Source organism: Pseudoxanthomonas sangjuensis (genome assembly GCF_010211755.1).
Taxonomy (GTDB): Bacteria; Pseudomonadota; Gammaproteobacteria; order Xanthomonadales; family Xanthomonadaceae; genus Pseudoxanthomonas_A; species Pseudoxanthomonas_A sangjuensis.
In genome coordinates, this window is sequence record NZ_PDWR01000016.1 from 34,417 (window position 1) to 48,814 (window position 14,398).

The window sequence follows — 14,398 nt, forward strand, 5'->3', positions numbered from 1 at the left end:
CATCCGGCGCTGCGCGCCACCTTCTCCCAAGGGGAGAAGGGAACGGCGTCAAAGCACGTAGACGAACAGGAACAGGCCCAGCCAGACCACGTCGACGAAGTGCCAGTACCACGCGACGGCTTCGAACGCGAAGTGGTTGTCCTTGTCGAAGTGGCCGCGCGCGCAGCGCAGCCAGATCACCGCCAGCATGATCGTGCCCAGGGTCACGTGCGCGCCGTGGAAGCCGGTCAGCATGAAGAAGGTCGAGCCGTAGATGCCCGAGCCCAGGGTCAGGTTCAACGCGTGGTAGGCGTGGATGTATTCGCTGGCCTGGAAGTACAGGAACAGCGCGCCAAGCGCCACCGTCGCGCCCAGCCAGAACAGCAGCGACTTGCGGTGCCCGGCCTTCAGCGCGTGGTGGGCGATGGTGACGGTCACGCCCGACGACAGCAGGATCAGCGTGTTGAGCAGCGGCAGGCCCCACGCCGGAATGGTCTGGAACGCACCGCCGACCGCGCCCGGGCCGTTGCTCGGCCAGGCGTTGCTGAAGCCCTGCCACAGCAGGCTGTTGGTCATCACGCCGTCGCCTTCGCCGCCCAGCCACGGCATCGCGAACTGGCGCGTGTAGAACAGCGCGCCGAAGAACGCGGCGAAGAACATCACCTCGGAGAAGATGAACCAGACCATGCCCATCCGGAACGAGGTGTCCACCTGCTTGTTGTAGTGGCCGCGGATCGATTCGCGGATCACGTCGCCGAACCACATGAACAGCGTGGCCAGTAGCATCAGCACGCCGGCGAAGAACACCCACTTGCCCCAGGCGACCTCGTTGATCCAGCTGGCCACGCCGACCATCGTGGTGAACATGGCGATGGAGCCGGCGAACGGCCACTTGCTGCCGTGCGGGACGAAGTAGGCGTCGGCGTGGGCGGCGTGCGAGTCGTGCGAATGGGACATGGCGTCGGTTCCGTTGCGTTCCGCTGTGCGTCTAGGGCGCCGCGTGCGTGGCGGCGGTGGCGACCTGGCCGGGTTGCGCGGCCGGGGCGTCGTTGTTGGAGGAGGCCAGGCGCTCGGTGAGCGCGTCGTTCTTGAAGAACGTGTACGACAGGGTGATCGTCTTCACGTCGTCGGGCAGGTTCGCGTCGACGAAGAAGCGCACCGGCATGTCGCGGCTTTCGCCCGGCTGCAGGGTCTGCGCGGTGAAGCAGAAGCACTCGGTCTTGGTGAAGTAGCCCGAGGCGCGTGCCGGCGCCACCGACGGCGCGGCGCTGCCGACGATGGCGCGCTTGCCGTCGTTGCGGGCGAAGTACTTCGCCTCGTACAGCTTGCCCGGCACCACCTGCAGCGTCGCCTGTTCCGGATGGAAGGCCCACGGCAGCCTGGAGTTGACGCTGCCGTCGAACTGCACGGTGACCGTGCGCTCGCGCGGCGCCGCGGCGACCGCGGCCTTGTCCGAGCCCGGGCCCTGTTCGAGGCGGATGCCGAACACCTTCTCGCAGGCCACCCGGTACAGCGGCACCAGCGAGAAGGTCAGCACGAACGCGAGCGCGACCACGCCGAGCAGCTTGGCCAATCCGGCGTTGCGGGCGACCGGCGCATTCATCGCGCCAGCACCCCGGACAGGATGAAGCCGACGTAGATCAGCACGGCGATGGCGCCGACCCACGCCGCCGTGCGCGCGGCGCGCTTGCGGCGCGCGGCCAGCTCGTCGTTGGAACCATTCCTGCTGGAAGCCGGCCCGGCCATCGCGTCCGGCTCAGTGGGTCACGTCGCCGTGGGCGAGGTCGCCGTCGCGGATGATCGGCGGCGTGGCGTGGGTGTGGTGCGGCGCCGGCGACGGCACCGTCCATTCCAGGCCCTTCGCGGCCTCCCATGCGCGGTCGGCGGCCTTCGCACCGCTGCGCAGCGAGCTCCACAGGATGAAGCCCATCATGAACGGGGTCAGGAACATGCCGAACGCGCCGATGCTGCTGACCAGGTTCCAGTCGGCGAACACCGGGTTGTAGTCGGGGATGCGCCGCGGCATGCCGGCCAGGCCGAGGAAGTGCTGCGGGAAGAACAGCAGGTTGACGAACACCATCGTCCACCAGAAATGGAACTTGGCCAGCGTCTCGTTGTACATGCGCCCGGTCCACTTCGGCCACCAGTAGTAGGTGGCGCCGATGATGCCGAACAGCGCGCCGGTGACCAGCACGTAGTGGAAGTGGGCGACCACGAAGTAGGTGTCGTGGTACTGGAAGTCGGCCGGGACGATCGCCAGCATCAGCCCGGAGAAGCCGCCGATGGTGAACAGGATGACGAAGGCCACCGCCCACAGCATCGGCGTCTCGAAGGTCAGCGAGCCCTTCCACATCGTGCTGACCCAGTTGAACACCTTCACCCCGGTCGGGATCGCGATCAGCATGGTCGCGAACATGAAGTAGATCTCGCCGCCCAGCGGCATGCCCACGGTGAACATGTGGTGGGCCCAGACGATGAACGACAGGAACGCGATCGAGGCGGTCGCGTAGACCATCGCCTGGTAGCCGAACAGCGGCTTGCGGCTGAAGGTCGGGATGATTTCCGAAACCACGCCGAACGCCGGCAGGATCATGATGTAGACCTCGGGGTGGCCGAAGAACCAGAAGATGTGCTGGTACATCACCGGGTCGCCGCCGCCGGCCGCGTTGAAGAAGCTGGTGCCGAAGTACTTGTCGGTCAGCAGCATGGTCACCGCGCCGGCCAGCACCGGCATCACCGCGATCAGCAGGAACGCGGTGATCAGCCAGGTCCAGCAGAAGATCGGCATCTTCAGCAGGTCGATGCCCGGCGCGCGCATGTTCAGCACGGTGGCGATGATGTTGATCGCGCCCATGATCGAGCTGACGCCCATCATGTGGATGGCGAAGATGCTGAAGGCCACGTTGTAGCCGCCCTGCAGCGACAGCGGCGGGTACAGGGTCCAGCCGCCGGCCGGCGCGCCGCCCGGCAGGAACAGGGTCATCAGCAGCAGCGCGAACGCGAACGGCAGGATCCAGAACGACCAGTTGTTCATGCGCGGCAGCGCCATGTCCGGCGCGCCGATCTGCAGCGGCACCATCCAGTTGGCCAGGCCGACGAAGGCCGGCATCACCCCGCCGAAGATCATCACCAGCGCGTGCACGCTGGTCATCTGGTTGAAGAACTCGGGCTTGACGTACTGCAGGCCCGGCTGGGCCAGTTCGGCGCGGATCACCACCGACATCGCCGCGCCGATGATGAACATGACGAAGCTGAAGATCAGGTACAGCGTGCCGATGTCCTTGTGGTTGGTCGAGAAGAACCAGCGCTCGACGAACCCCTGCTTGTGTTCGTGGTGGCCGACGGCTTCGGGATGGGTCACGGACATGGGCGACTTACCTTCGGAATGGGCGTTCGATCAGCCGGCCGCGGGCGCGGCGACTGCGGAATCGGTGCGCGCCGCGGTGGGCGCGGCTGCGGCGGGGTCCGGCTCGGGCGCCGGCTCCGCCGGGGCGGGTTCCGCGGGCGCGGCCTCGGCCGGCGCGGCCGGCTTCTTCGATGCCAGCCACTGCTTGAACTCTTCCTTCGACACCGCCTGCACCACCACCGGCATGAAGCCGTGGTCCTTGCCGCACAGTTCGGCGCACTGGCCGCGGTACGTGCCGGGGGTCTGGATGTCGGTCCACGCCTCGTTGACGATGCCGGGGATCGCGTCCTGCTTCCAGCCCAGCGCCGGCACCCACCAGGCGTGGATCACGTCGTCGGCGGTCAGCACGAAGCGGATCTTGGTGTCGACCGGCAGCACCAGCGGGTTGTCGACTTCCAGCAGGTAGTGCGGGTTGTTCTCCAGCGTGGCGACGGCGTGGCTCTGGCGCAGGGCGTTGGATTCGCGCGCCAGGCGGCTGGTGAACTCGACGCCCTCGCCCAGGTACTCGTACTTCCACATCCACTGGTAGCCGGTGACCTTGACCGTCATCTCGGCGTCGCGGGTGTCGTACATCGCGATCAGCTTCTTCGTGGCCGGGAACGCCATCGCCACCAGGATGACGATCGGGATCGCGGTCCAGATGATCTCGGCGACGGTGTTGTGGCTGAACTGGGCGGCGACCGCGCCCTTCGACTTGCGGAACCTGAACATGGCCACGGCCATGGCGCCGAACACGATCACGCCGATGACCACGCAGACCCACAGCGCGATCATGTGCGCGTCGTAGGCGTGCTGCGCGGAGGCGGTGACGCCGCGGCCCATGTTCAGCTGCCACGGCTTCGGATCGGCCGTCTGGGCCAGGGCCAGCGCCGGTGCCATCGATCCCAGCGCCAGCGGCAGCCCCTTCCCCAGCACGCTGCCGCGCAACCGCTTGCCCCCCCCTTTCCCTTGCGTCATTGCCCAGACCCTTGCTGTGTCGTCGGTCGCGGCCGCGGGCGGCCGCCGGTGTGATCCCGCAAACGACGGCCGCTCACCCGGCCGCGGAAAACAACCGGATGGTAGCCTTGCGCCCGCGACGGCGGCAAGCTGCGAAGCCGCACGCGGGCGTGACGCAGGGACTAAAATGCCCGGCTTGCTTCCGCCTTCATGGCCGCCATGACCCCGAACACCGCCCCTCGTACCGCCGCGGCCGCCGCTTCGCCGCCGGGCCCGATCCTTTCCCCCGAACTGCCGCCCGCCCCGGCCCCGCTGCGCGCCGCGATCACCGCCGCGTACCTGCGCGACGAGGCCGAGCACGTGCGCGAACTGCTGGCGCAGGCGCGCCTGCCGGCCGACGAGCAGGCGCGCGCGCAGGCGCTCGCCGCCGACCTGGTCGAACGGGTGCGCCGCCGCGCCCGGGACCAGGGCGCGATCGAGGCCTTCATGCGCCAGTACGACCTCGGCAGCGAGGAAGGCGTGCTGCTGATGTGCGTGGCCGAGGCATTGCTGCGCATCCCCGACCAGGACACCGCCGACCGGCTGATCCGCGACAAGCTGGGCGACGCGGACTGGGAGAAGCACCTGGGCCAGAGCGACTCGGTGCTGGTCAACGCCTCGACCTGGGGGCTGATGCTGACCGGCAAGCTGGTGGCGCTGAACGACCTGACCCGCGCCGACGTGCCGGGCGCGTTCCAGCGGCTGGTCGGCCGGGTCGGCGAGCCGGTGATCCGCCTGGCCGTGCGCCAGGCGATGCGGATCATGGGCCACCAGTTCGTGATGGGCCGGACCATCGGCGAAGCGCTGGCGCGTTCGCGCAAGGGCGGCAACGCCAGCTACCGCTATTCGTTCGACATGCTCGGCGAGGGCGCGCTGACCGCGAAGGACGCCGCGCGCTACCTCGACGCCTACCGCATGGCGATCCGCGCGATCGGCGCGACCGGGCCTTTCGACGACGTGTTCGCCGCGCCGAGCATCTCGATCAAGCTGTCGGCGCTGCACCCGCGCTACGAGCACGCCAAGCGCGAACGGGTGATGGCCGAACTGGCGCCGGCGGTGCTGGAACTGGCGCGGCTGGCCAGGTCGTTCGGTATCGGCTTCACCATCGACGCCGAGGAAGCCGACCGCCTGGAGCTGTCGCTGGACCTGATCGAGGCGACCTTCTCCGACAAGTCGCTCGACGGCTGGGAAGGCTACGGCCTCGCCGTGCAGGCCTACCAGAAGCGCACGCCGTACGTGATCGACTTCCTCGCCGACCTCGCCCGCCGCGTCGGCCGGCGCATGCCGGTGCGGCTGGTCAAGGGCGCGTACTGGGACGCCGAGGTCAAGCGCGCGCAGATCGACGGCCACCCGGGCTACCCGGTGTTCACCCGCAAGCCGAACACCGACGTGTCGTACCTGGCCAACGCGAAGCGCCTGTTCGGCCACGGCGACGCGATCTACCCGATGTTCGCCACCCACAACGCACAGACCATCGCCGCGATCCGCTCGATCGCGCAGGGCCGCCCGTACGAGCACCAGAAGCTGCACGGCATGGGCGACGACCTGTACGCCGAAGTGATCCCGGCCGACCGCCTGGGCGTGCCGTGCCGGGTGTACGCGCCGGTCGGCTCGCACGAGGACCTGCTGCCGTACCTGGTGCGGCGCCTGCTCGAGAACGGCGCCAACTCCAGCTTCGTCAACCGCATCACCGACGAGGACGTACCGATCGACGAACTGATCCGCGACCCGGTGGAGGTGGTGTCGAACTTCGAATCCATCCCGCATCCGCGCATCCCGCTGCCGCGCGACCTGTACCGCAACCAGCCGGCTCCGTACCCGACTTCCGACAGAGACAATTCCATGGGCGCCAACCTCGCCAACGACAACGACCTGCGCGCGCTGGCCGAGCGCGTCAACGCCGCGATCAAGCCATGGCGCGCCGCGCCGCTGGTGCCGGGCGCGGTGGTTTCGGCTTCGGCGCTGCCGGTGACGAATCCCGCCGACCGCCGGCAGAAGGTCGGCGAATGGCAGCCGGCCGACGCCGGCGTGGTCGAGAAGGCGCTGGCCAACGCGACCGCCGCGCAGCCGGCGTGGGACCGCGCGCCGGCGGCGAGCCGCGCCGCGCTGCTGGAACAGGCGGCGAACCTGCTGGAGCAGCGCATGCCCGAGTTCATCGCGCTGTGCGTCAAGGAAGCCGGCAAGACCATCCCCGACAGCGTCGCCGAAGTGCGCGAGGCGGTCGACTTCCTGCGCTACTACGCGGCGCAGGCGCGCGCGCAGTTCGGCGCGCCGGAGAAGCTGCCGGGGCCGACCGGCGAATCGAACGAGCTGCGCCTGCACGGCCGCGGCGTGTTCGTCTGCATCAGCCCGTGGAACTTCCCGCTGGCGATCTTCCTGGGCCAGGTCTCCGCGGCGCTGGCCGCCGGCAACAGCGTGATCGCCAAGCCGGCCGAACAGACCAACCTGGTCGGCTTCCACGCGGTGAAATTGCTGCACGAGGCCGGCATCCCGGAGACGGTGCTGCAGTTCGTGCCCGGCGACGGCGCCACGGTCGGCGCGGCGCTGACCAAGGATCCGCGCGTGGCCGGCGTCGCCTTCACCGGTTCGACCGAGACCGCGCGCGCGATCAACCGCGCGCTGGCCGCGCGCGACGCCGCGATCGGCGTGCTGATCGCCGAGACCGGCGGGCAGAACGCCTTCATCGCCGACAGCTCCGCGCTGCCGGAACAGCTGGTCAAGGACGCGCTCGCTTCCGCCTTCACCTCCGCCGGCCAGCGCTGCTCGGCCGCGCGCGTGCTGTTCGTGCAGGACGACATCGCCGACAAGGTCACGACGATGCTGGCCGGCGCGATGGCCGAACTGAAGGTCGGCGACCCCGGCCTGCTGTCGACCGACGTCGGCCCGGTGATCGACGACGACGCGCTGAAGATCCTCGAGGCGCACGCCGAGCGCATGGCCCGGGAAGCGAAGCTGATCGCGGTCGCGCCGAGCGACGGCGCGACCGCGCACGGCACCTTCTTCGCCCCGCGCGCGTGGGAGATCGATTCGATCGACCGCCTGCAGCGCGAGGTGTTCGGCCCCGCGCTGCACGTGGTGCGCTGGAAGGCCGACGAACTGGACCAGGTCATCGACGCGGTCAACGCCACCGGCTACGGCCTGACCCTGGGCGTGCATTCGCGCATCGACGAAACCGTCGAGCGCATCGCCGCGCGGGTCAAGGTCGGCAACGTCTACGTCAACCGCAACCAGATCGGCGCGGTGGTCGGGGTGCAGCCGTTCGGCGGCCAGGGCCTGTCCGGCACCGGCCCGAAGGCCGGCGGCCCGCACTACCTGCCGCGCTTCGCCACCGAGCAGACCGTCACCGTCAACACCACCGCCGCCGGCGGCAATGCTTCGCTGCTGACCCTGGGCGAGTAAGCGCGCTTTCGCGGCACGGCCGCGCGCGCGCAATGAACGCCCGGCGCGCTTCGCCGGGCCGCAACGGGTAACCGCCAGCGGGTACGGACGCCCCATCGCAGCCCCGCGGCGGGGCGTTGCCGCCCGTCGGCGGCGGTCGCGCCTCGCTTGCCGTATGCTCTCGCGCCGTACCGGGTGTCCGGTACGGCGACGGGAGGCGGCCGAAGCGGCATGACCACCGATTTCCACGCCCTGCTGCTGGGCGACAACGCGCTGGCGCTGCTCCTGCTGGTGCTGTTCTGGTACGTCGCGCGGGTGTCCAGCGGCCTGCGCGGCATCGCGCTGTGGGGCATCGCGCACCTGGTCTACACCATCGGCGCGTCGCTGCTGGACGGCACCGCGCCGCTGCTGGAAGAGGCGGGCGACGCGCGCGGCGCGTGGTGGGCCGCCAACCTCGGCGGCCTGCTGGCCAGCAGCGGCATCGCCGGCCTGGCCTGGGCGGTGGTGCAGTTCGTCGAGCAGCGCGGCCCGCGGCCGGGCGACGTCGCGCTGATGGCGTTCTGCGTGGCCGTTCCGCTCGGCGCGTGGATCGGCTCCGGCACGCTCAACGCGCAGGGCGGCGCGATGAGCGCGTCCGAGGTCGTGTCGCTGCTGGTGTCGATCTTCCACCTGCGCCGCCTGCGCGACGTGCCCGCCCTGCTGCCGGCGCGGCTGATCATGCTGGCGATGGCGGTGCTGGTGTTCCTGTACGCACGCGACCTGGGCGACGCGCTGGGCGGCCGCTACGGCGCCAACGAGGACTGGGTCGACATCGACTTGCCGACCTGGTTCCTGCTCAACTTCTGCATGCTGATGCTGTCGAGCTTCCGCGCCGCCGAGTCGTTGCGCCACGTCGCCCTGGTCGATCCGCTGACCGATGCGCTGAACCGCCGCGGCCTGGGCGTGCGGCTGCGCGGCGATTTCGTCCCGATCGGTTCGCGCGGGTCGGCGGTGATCGCGCTGGACCTGGACAGGTTCAAGCTGATCAACGACCGCCACGGCCACCCCGCCGGCGACGCGGTGCTCCGGTGCTTCTCCGACGCGGTGCGCACCTGCATCCGCAGCGGCGACCTGTTCGCGCGGGTCGGCGGCGAGGAATTCGTCGTGGTCCTGCACGACATTTCCGCGGACGACGCGCTGGGCATGGCCGAGCGCATCCGCCGCGAGGTCGCGCGCCAGCAGATCGCCGAAATCGCGCCGGATCCGATCACGGTCAGCGTCGGCGTCGCCACCGGCGCCGATGCCGACGGGATCGACACGCTGATGCTCAACGCCGACGAGGCGCTGTACGAGGCCAAGCGCCTGGGCCGCAACCACGTGCGGGCGTGGCGTCCCGCCGGGGCGGCGAACCAGCAGGCATGAAAAACCCCGCCGCAGCGGGGTTTTTCCTTCCTTCCGCGTTGGCGCGGTTCAGAAGTTGTACTGCGCGGCGATGCCGAACAGGTCGGCGTGGCCGTCGAACTTGCCGGTCAGCAGCGAGGCGCTGGACGAGACCACGTTGACGCTCGGGCTGTCGATCTCGATGCGCTCGTAGGCGGCGTCGACGCGGAACGCCGGCGACACCTGCCAGGTCAGGCCGATCGCATAGTTGGTGCGGTCGTTGTCGGGCAGGCGCGGGGTGCGGGTGTCGTCGTGGGTCGGGGTTTCGTCCTTGGCGATGCCCGCGCGGAAGGTGAAGGCGTCGTTGAAATCGAACTCGGCGCCCAGCGCGACGAAGTCGCTGTCGTTCCACTGGAAGTCCTCGGCGCCGATCGAGGCCCCGTTGCTGCGGCGCACGTCGACCTCGCGCAGCGACGACCAGTCGGTGCGCTGGTAGTCGGCCAGCAGGCGGAAGCTGTCGGTGAAGTCGTAGCGCACGCTGAGGGTGTCGACGCTCGGCAGGGTCAGCTTGGCGCCACCGGGGCCGTCGGCATAGGCGGCGGCGAGCGGGCCCATCGCGGCCTGCACCGCCGCCGGCACGGTGAAGTCGACCGTGCCTTCCAGTTCGTGGTCGATCTCGGAACGGTGCGCATAGCCGATGGTCAGCTTGTCGGTCGGCTTGAACTGCGCGCCGAACAGCCAGCCCATGCCGGTGTCGTCGCCTTCCACCTTGAACGTGCCGTCGGCGGCCTGCGGGTGGAACGGGAACTGCGGGTTGAGGCAGTTGGCCGGGTTGCCCGACTGCAGGCACAGCGCCGAACCGAAGTCGATCGACTTGGACAGGGTCGCCTCGGCACGTTCCCAGATCAGGCCGGCGCCCAGCGAGAAGCGCTCGCTGAGTTCGACCGAAGCCGACAGGGTCAGGTCGACGACCTTCACGTCCGATTCCAGCGCGTGGTAGCGGCCGACCCAATCCGGCTCGTAGTCGGTCTTCAGGCCGAACGGCGCGCCGACGCTGGCGCCCAGGGTCAGCTTGTCGAAATCGCCGCCCAGCGGCAGCACGAACGACAGGTTCGGCACCGGCGTGGCGTCGCCCGGATCGCCGCCGTCGCCGCCCTGCAGCGCCAGCGCGGGGGCCGCCGTCGGCACCGCCTGCACCAGCGGCGCCGCGGCGTAGCCGCCGCCCTCGAAGCTGGCGGTCAGGTCGATGACGGTGACGTCGGCGCGGATGGACTTGCTGTCGAAGCTGGACATCGCGGCCGGGTTGCCCGACACCACGGTGGGATCGCCGTTGTACACGGCGCTGCCGGCGCCGGCACGGCCAACGTTGGCAACGCTGGATTCGCGCAGCTGGAAGCCGGAGGCGTGGGCCTGGCCCATCGCCAGGGCGCCGGCGATGCCGATGGCCAGCGCGGAAATGCGGGTAATGCTCGTCATGAAATTCTCCGGGAAAGGATGTGGACCAGAAGACCGCGCCATCCGGACCCGGCGGGCGCCCGCCATGGTCCCTGCCGGAAGCCCCTCCCGACAATACGACGCCGTATCCAGTATACGCATATGTACGGTTTTCTAACGCAAGGCTAACAACTGGAAGGCTGATATCCCGGCATTTGCCTGTTCATGATTGTGAATACGGACCCCATTGCCCAATGCCGGCCAACGGCTAAATTGCACCCATGTTCGTCGCCCTTCCCTCCCGCCACCGGCCGGCCCTGCGCTGGGCCACCCCGACACTGGCGCTGCTGCTGCTGGCCGCCTTCGTCTGGGGCCAGGCGCAGCCGCAAGCCAGCCTGCTGCGCGACTGGGGGGCGCTGTCGGGCGGACTGGCCAGCCGCGAGGCATGGCGCGCCGGCCTGCACGACGGCAGCATCCTGCGCCTGTTCACCGCGATGTTCCTGCACGCCGACTGGGCGCACCTGCTGGGCAACCTGATGTTCCTGCTGATCTTCGGCCTGCCGGCCGAGCGCATGATGGGGCCGTGGCGGCTGCTCGGGCTGTTCCTGTTCGGCGGCGCGGTATCGAACCTGGCCGCGGGGTTGTACATCGGCGCGCCCGACCGGGTCATCATCGGCGCCAGCGGCGCGGTGTCGGCGGTGATCGGCGCCTATCTGGCGCTGTTCCCGACCGCCAAGCTGGGCGTGGTGCTGCCGCTGGGATTGTTCCTGGAATTCGTCAAGGCGCCGGCGTTCCTGCTGATCGGGGTGTGGATCGGCCTGCAGGTGCTGTTCGCCTACTTCAGGCCGGCGTTCGGCGCGGTGGCGTGGTCGGCGCACATCGCCGGCTTCGTGTTCGGCGCGCTGTTCGCGCTGTTCGTGCGCGCCGCGATCGCGCGGCGCCTGCGCAAGCGGCAGGGGTATTGAGCGGGCCCGCAGCGGGCGGTTCGCGGCCGGCGGAACTTGATTTGGCGCCACCCACCACCAATTACCGACCAAAGCCCCGCTCCTGTAACCGCACATGGCCAAACCGCTCTACAAAGTCAGTTTCCTCAGCCACGGCAAGGTCTACGAGCTGTACGCGCGGCACGTGGCCGCGAGCGGCATCTGGGGATTCACCGAGGTCGGCGAACTGGTGTTCGACGTGCACAACGGCCTGGTCGTCGACCCGACCGAGGAGCGCCTGCGCGACGAATTCGGCAACACCAAGGTGCTGCACCTGCCGATGCACAGCGTGTTGCGCGTGGAAGAAGTGGAGCGCAAGGGCCAGTCGGCGATCCGCGACGCCGAGAGCGGCGAGAAGGTGGTGACGCCGTTCCCGCTGCCGGCAAAGCCGCGTTGAGTGCGGCGAAACTCCGTCCTGCTTCTGCTTGGCCGCGCACCCAGCAAAGGCAGCAATAACGCCGAATGACGTAGCCGCGAATGCACCGAGGAAGTGGCAAGCTTCGGCTGTCTCGTGCCAGGATGGGCCCTGCTGCAACGCAGATGGCATTCCTCCGGCCCCCGAGTTCCGGGGCGAACCGCCGACGTGGCCGATGATGCCTGCCCACCCCGGAGCCCCGGGTGCGCAGGCGTTGGCGTTTTTCCGACCGCCTTCTCGCATACGATGCTCCCCGGGCCATGAGGAAGCGTTGCGCGTGGACGGCATTTCCGCTTTGAGCATCTTCGTCGGCGCCGGCTGCGGCGCCCTGCTGCGCTGGGCGCTGGGCCTGGCGATGAACCCGGTCTTCCCGACCCTGCCGCTGGGCACGCTGGCGGCGAACGCGCTCGGCGGCCTGCTGATGGGCGGCGCGCTGGGCGTGTTCGCGCAGTACGAAAGCCTGCCGCCCGCGGTACGGCTGGCCTTCACCACCGGCTTCCTCGGCGGCCTGACCACGTTCTCGACCTATTCGGCCGAGTCGGTCACGCTGCTGCTGCGCGGCGAATACCGCTGGGCCGCGTTGCACACCGTCGCCCATGTCGGCGTTTCGCTGCTGGCGACCCTCGCCGGGCTGTTCGCGGTGCAGGCATTGTCCAAGGCCTTCGGGGGCGCGCAATGAACGGCATCCACCTGCGCCTGTACACCTACGAAAACCGCAAGCACGCCGGCGTGCCGGTATACGACTGGCTGCTCGAGCGCGCACGGCACATGGGCATCCACGGCGGCTCCGCGTTCCGCGCGATCGCCGGCTTCGGCCGCCAGGGCAAGATGCACGAGCAGCATTTCTTCGAACTGGCCGGCGAGGAACCGGTCCTGGTCGAGTTCGTCGTCACCCGCGAACAGGCGCAGCAATTGCTGGAACTGCTGCGTACGGAACGGCTGCAGCTGTTCTACGCGATGCTTCCGGCCGAATACGGCGTGACCGGCGAAGCGCCGTGACCGCGGCGGCACGACCGGCAATGGCGCCGCCCGGCACGCGGCGCGCGGACCCGGACGGGACGGCTTACTTCTTTTTCGACGCCCTGGCCTTTTCCGCCGCCGCGACCGCGCCCGGGTGCTTCAGTTCGGCCAGCGCCTGCGCGATGTATCCGTCGCCGTCGAGCACGTCGCCGGCGGCATAACCTTCCGCGCCTTCCTCGTCGCCGCGCAGGTGGCCGGGCAATCCCGCCTCGGTCGGCGGCAACAGGGCCGTCGAACCGATGATGGTCGGCTGCGTCGCGTCCTGCACCGGCTTCAGCACCGCGTCGGGGACGATGCCGCTGGCCTGGATCGACCTGCCGCTGGGCGTGTAGTAGCGCGCGGTGGTCAGCTTGACCGAATCGCCGTTGTCCAGCGGCAGCACGGTCTGCACCGAGCCCTTGCCGAAGGTGCGGCTGCCGACGATGCGCGCGCGCTTGTTGTCGTGCAGCGCGCCGGCCAGCACTTCCGAAGCGCTGGCCGAACCGGCATCGACCAGCACCACCACCGGCGCGCCGCCGAGGCGGTCGCCCGGCGTGGCCTCGAACTTCGCGTCGCTGATCGGCACGCGCCCGCGCGTGCTGACGATGCCGCCCTTGTCGAGCAGGTCGTCGGCGACCTGCACCGCCGCGGTCAGCAGGCCGCCGGGGTTGCTGCGCAGGTCCAGCACCAGTCCGCGCAGCTTGCCCTTCGCCTGCAGCTTGTCGAGGTGCTTCTGGAAATCGGCGCCGGTGTCGGCCTGGAACGCCTTGATCCGCACGTAGCCGTAGCCCGGTTCCAGCAGGCGGCTGTCCACGCTGGCGATGCGGATGATCTCGCGCACCAGCTGGACGTCGAACGGCTTGTCGCTGCCTTCGCGCAGGATGCTCAGCCTGACCTTGCTGCCCGGTTCGCCGCGCAGCGGCTCCATGCTGTCGTCGCCGGGCAGCGACTTGCCGTCGATCGCGACGATCACGTCGCCGGACCTGATGCCGGCGCGCGCGGCCGGGGTGTCGTCGATCGGCGCGATGACGCGCAGCGTGTTGTCGGGCTGGGTCATCAGCTCGACGCCGATGCCGGCGTAGGCGCCTTCGGCCTGTTCGTCGAAGTCCTCGGCGTCGGACTTGTCGAGGTAGGCGCTGTGCGGATCGAGGTCGAGCAGCAGGCCGCGCACCGCCGACTGCATCAGCTTCTTGTCGTCGACCGGTTCGACGTAGGCGTCGCGCACCGCGTTGAACACGGCGACGAAGCGGTGGATCTCCTCCAGCGGCACCTTGGCCGGCGCGGTCTCGGCGGCGTCGGGATCGTCGCTGGACGCGACTTCCTGTTCGCCGGCGCCGGTCGCGTCCGGTTTCGCCTGCTGCGCGAAAGCGGGCGCGGCCAGCAACAGCAACGCGAGGATCGGGGGCAGGCGCATGCATTCGCTCCGGAAGATCATGCCCGGATTATGCGCGAAGCAGCGATGAATGGCGC

Annotated in this window: 12 protein-coding genes, 1 pseudogene and 1 riboswitch; of the genes and pseudogenes, 6 read left to right on the forward strand and 7 right to left on the reverse strand. The window is 69.5% G+C overall.

Annotation, left to right across the window (positions count from 1 at the left end):
- Positions 1 to 48: 48 nt before the first annotated feature.
- The 5 genes from CSC71_RS09790 to coxB are packed head-to-tail and all read right to left on the reverse strand — an operon-like array spanning position 49 to position 4,264.
- On the reverse strand, positions 49 to 936 hold the full coding sequence (locus tag CSC71_RS09790; protein ID WP_162374190.1) for a cytochrome c oxidase subunit 3: 888 nt from the start codon (positions 934 to 936) through the stop codon (positions 49 to 51).
- A 31-nt stretch (positions 937 to 967) separates the two neighbouring features.
- Positions 968 to 1,582, reverse strand: a complete 615-nt coding sequence (locus tag CSC71_RS09795; RefSeq protein ID WP_162374191.1) for a cytochrome c oxidase assembly protein — start codon at positions 1,580 to 1,582, stop codon at positions 968 to 970.
- Entirely contained in the window at positions 1,579 to 1,725 is a 147-nt protein-coding gene (locus tag CSC71_RS15410; protein WP_170295394.1) for a hypothetical protein, read from the reverse strand. The genes CSC71_RS09795 and CSC71_RS15410 overlap by 4 nt, the downstream gene beginning before the upstream one ends.
- A 10-nt stretch (positions 1,726 to 1,735) precedes the next feature.
- Positions 1,736 to 3,346, reverse strand: a complete 1,611-nt coding sequence (ctaD, locus tag CSC71_RS09800) for a cytochrome c oxidase subunit I (RefSeq protein WP_162374192.1) — start codon at positions 3,344 to 3,346, stop codon at positions 1,736 to 1,738.
- Positions 3,347 to 3,376: 30 nt separating this feature from the next.
- Complete coding sequence (coxB, locus tag CSC71_RS09805) at positions 3,377 to 4,264, reverse strand: cytochrome c oxidase subunit II (protein WP_246192139.1); 888 nt, start codon at positions 4,262 to 4,264, stop codon at positions 3,377 to 3,379.
- 276 nt (positions 4,265 to 4,540) lie between these two features.
- Here coxB and putA point away from each other — a divergent pair, with 276 nt between their 5' ends.
- Positions 4,541 to 7,759 (forward strand): bifunctional proline dehydrogenase/L-glutamate gamma-semialdehyde dehydrogenase PutA, encoded by a 3,219-nt coding sequence (putA, locus tag CSC71_RS09810; protein ID WP_162374194.1) that lies wholly within the window; start codon positions 4,541 to 4,543, stop codon positions 7,757 to 7,759.
- 210 nt (positions 7,760 to 7,969) lie between these two features.
- Positions 7,970 to 9,139 (forward strand): GGDEF domain-containing protein, encoded by a 1,170-nt coding sequence (locus CSC71_RS09815; RefSeq protein ID WP_162374195.1) that lies wholly within the window; start codon positions 7,970 to 7,972, stop codon positions 9,137 to 9,139.
- 48 nt (positions 9,140 to 9,187) lie between these two features.
- Here the strand turns inward: CSC71_RS09815 and CSC71_RS09820 are convergent, their stop codons facing one another.
- Positions 9,188 to 10,573: an OmpP1/FadL family transporter gene (locus tag CSC71_RS09820; RefSeq protein WP_162374196.1), complete on the reverse strand. Its 1,386-nt coding sequence runs from the start codon at positions 10,571 to 10,573 to the stop codon at positions 9,188 to 9,190.
- 239 nt (positions 10,574 to 10,812) lie between these two features.
- Here CSC71_RS09820 and CSC71_RS09825 point away from each other — a divergent pair, with 239 nt between their 5' ends.
- The 4 genes from CSC71_RS09825 to CSC71_RS09840 all read left to right on the forward strand — a co-directional run bounded on the left by CSC71_RS09825 (position 10,813) and on the right by CSC71_RS09840 (position 12,928).
- Positions 10,813 to 11,496 (forward strand): rhomboid family intramembrane serine protease, encoded by a 684-nt coding sequence (locus CSC71_RS09825; RefSeq protein WP_162374197.1) that lies wholly within the window; start codon positions 10,813 to 10,815, stop codon positions 11,494 to 11,496.
- Between the two features lie 94 nt (positions 11,497 to 11,590).
- On the forward strand, positions 11,591 to 11,911 hold the full coding sequence (locus CSC71_RS09830; protein WP_162374198.1) for a DUF1820 family protein: 321 nt from the start codon (positions 11,591 to 11,593) through the stop codon (positions 11,909 to 11,911).
- Between the two features lie 130 nt (positions 11,912 to 12,041).
- Positions 12,042 to 12,121: riboswitch (Fluoride riboswitch) on the forward strand.
- Positions 12,122 to 12,206: 85 nt separating this feature from the next.
- Positions 12,207 to 12,608: a fluoride efflux transporter CrcB gene (gene crcB, locus CSC71_RS09835; protein WP_246192135.1), complete on the forward strand. Its 402-nt coding sequence runs from the start codon at positions 12,207 to 12,209 to the stop codon at positions 12,606 to 12,608.
- Positions 12,605 to 12,928: a DUF190 domain-containing protein gene (locus CSC71_RS09840; protein WP_162374200.1), complete on the forward strand. Its 324-nt coding sequence runs from the start codon at positions 12,605 to 12,607 to the stop codon at positions 12,926 to 12,928. The genes crcB and CSC71_RS09840 overlap by 4 nt, the downstream gene beginning before the upstream one ends.
- 73 nt (positions 12,929 to 13,001) lie before the next feature.
- On the opposite strand, the pseudogene CSC71_RS09845 reads toward CSC71_RS09840, so the two are convergent.
- Positions 13,002 to 14,342 (reverse strand): annotated as a pseudogene (locus CSC71_RS09845) (S41 family peptidase); the annotation flags it as partial.
- Between the last annotated feature and the right edge of the window lie 56 nt (positions 14,343 to 14,398).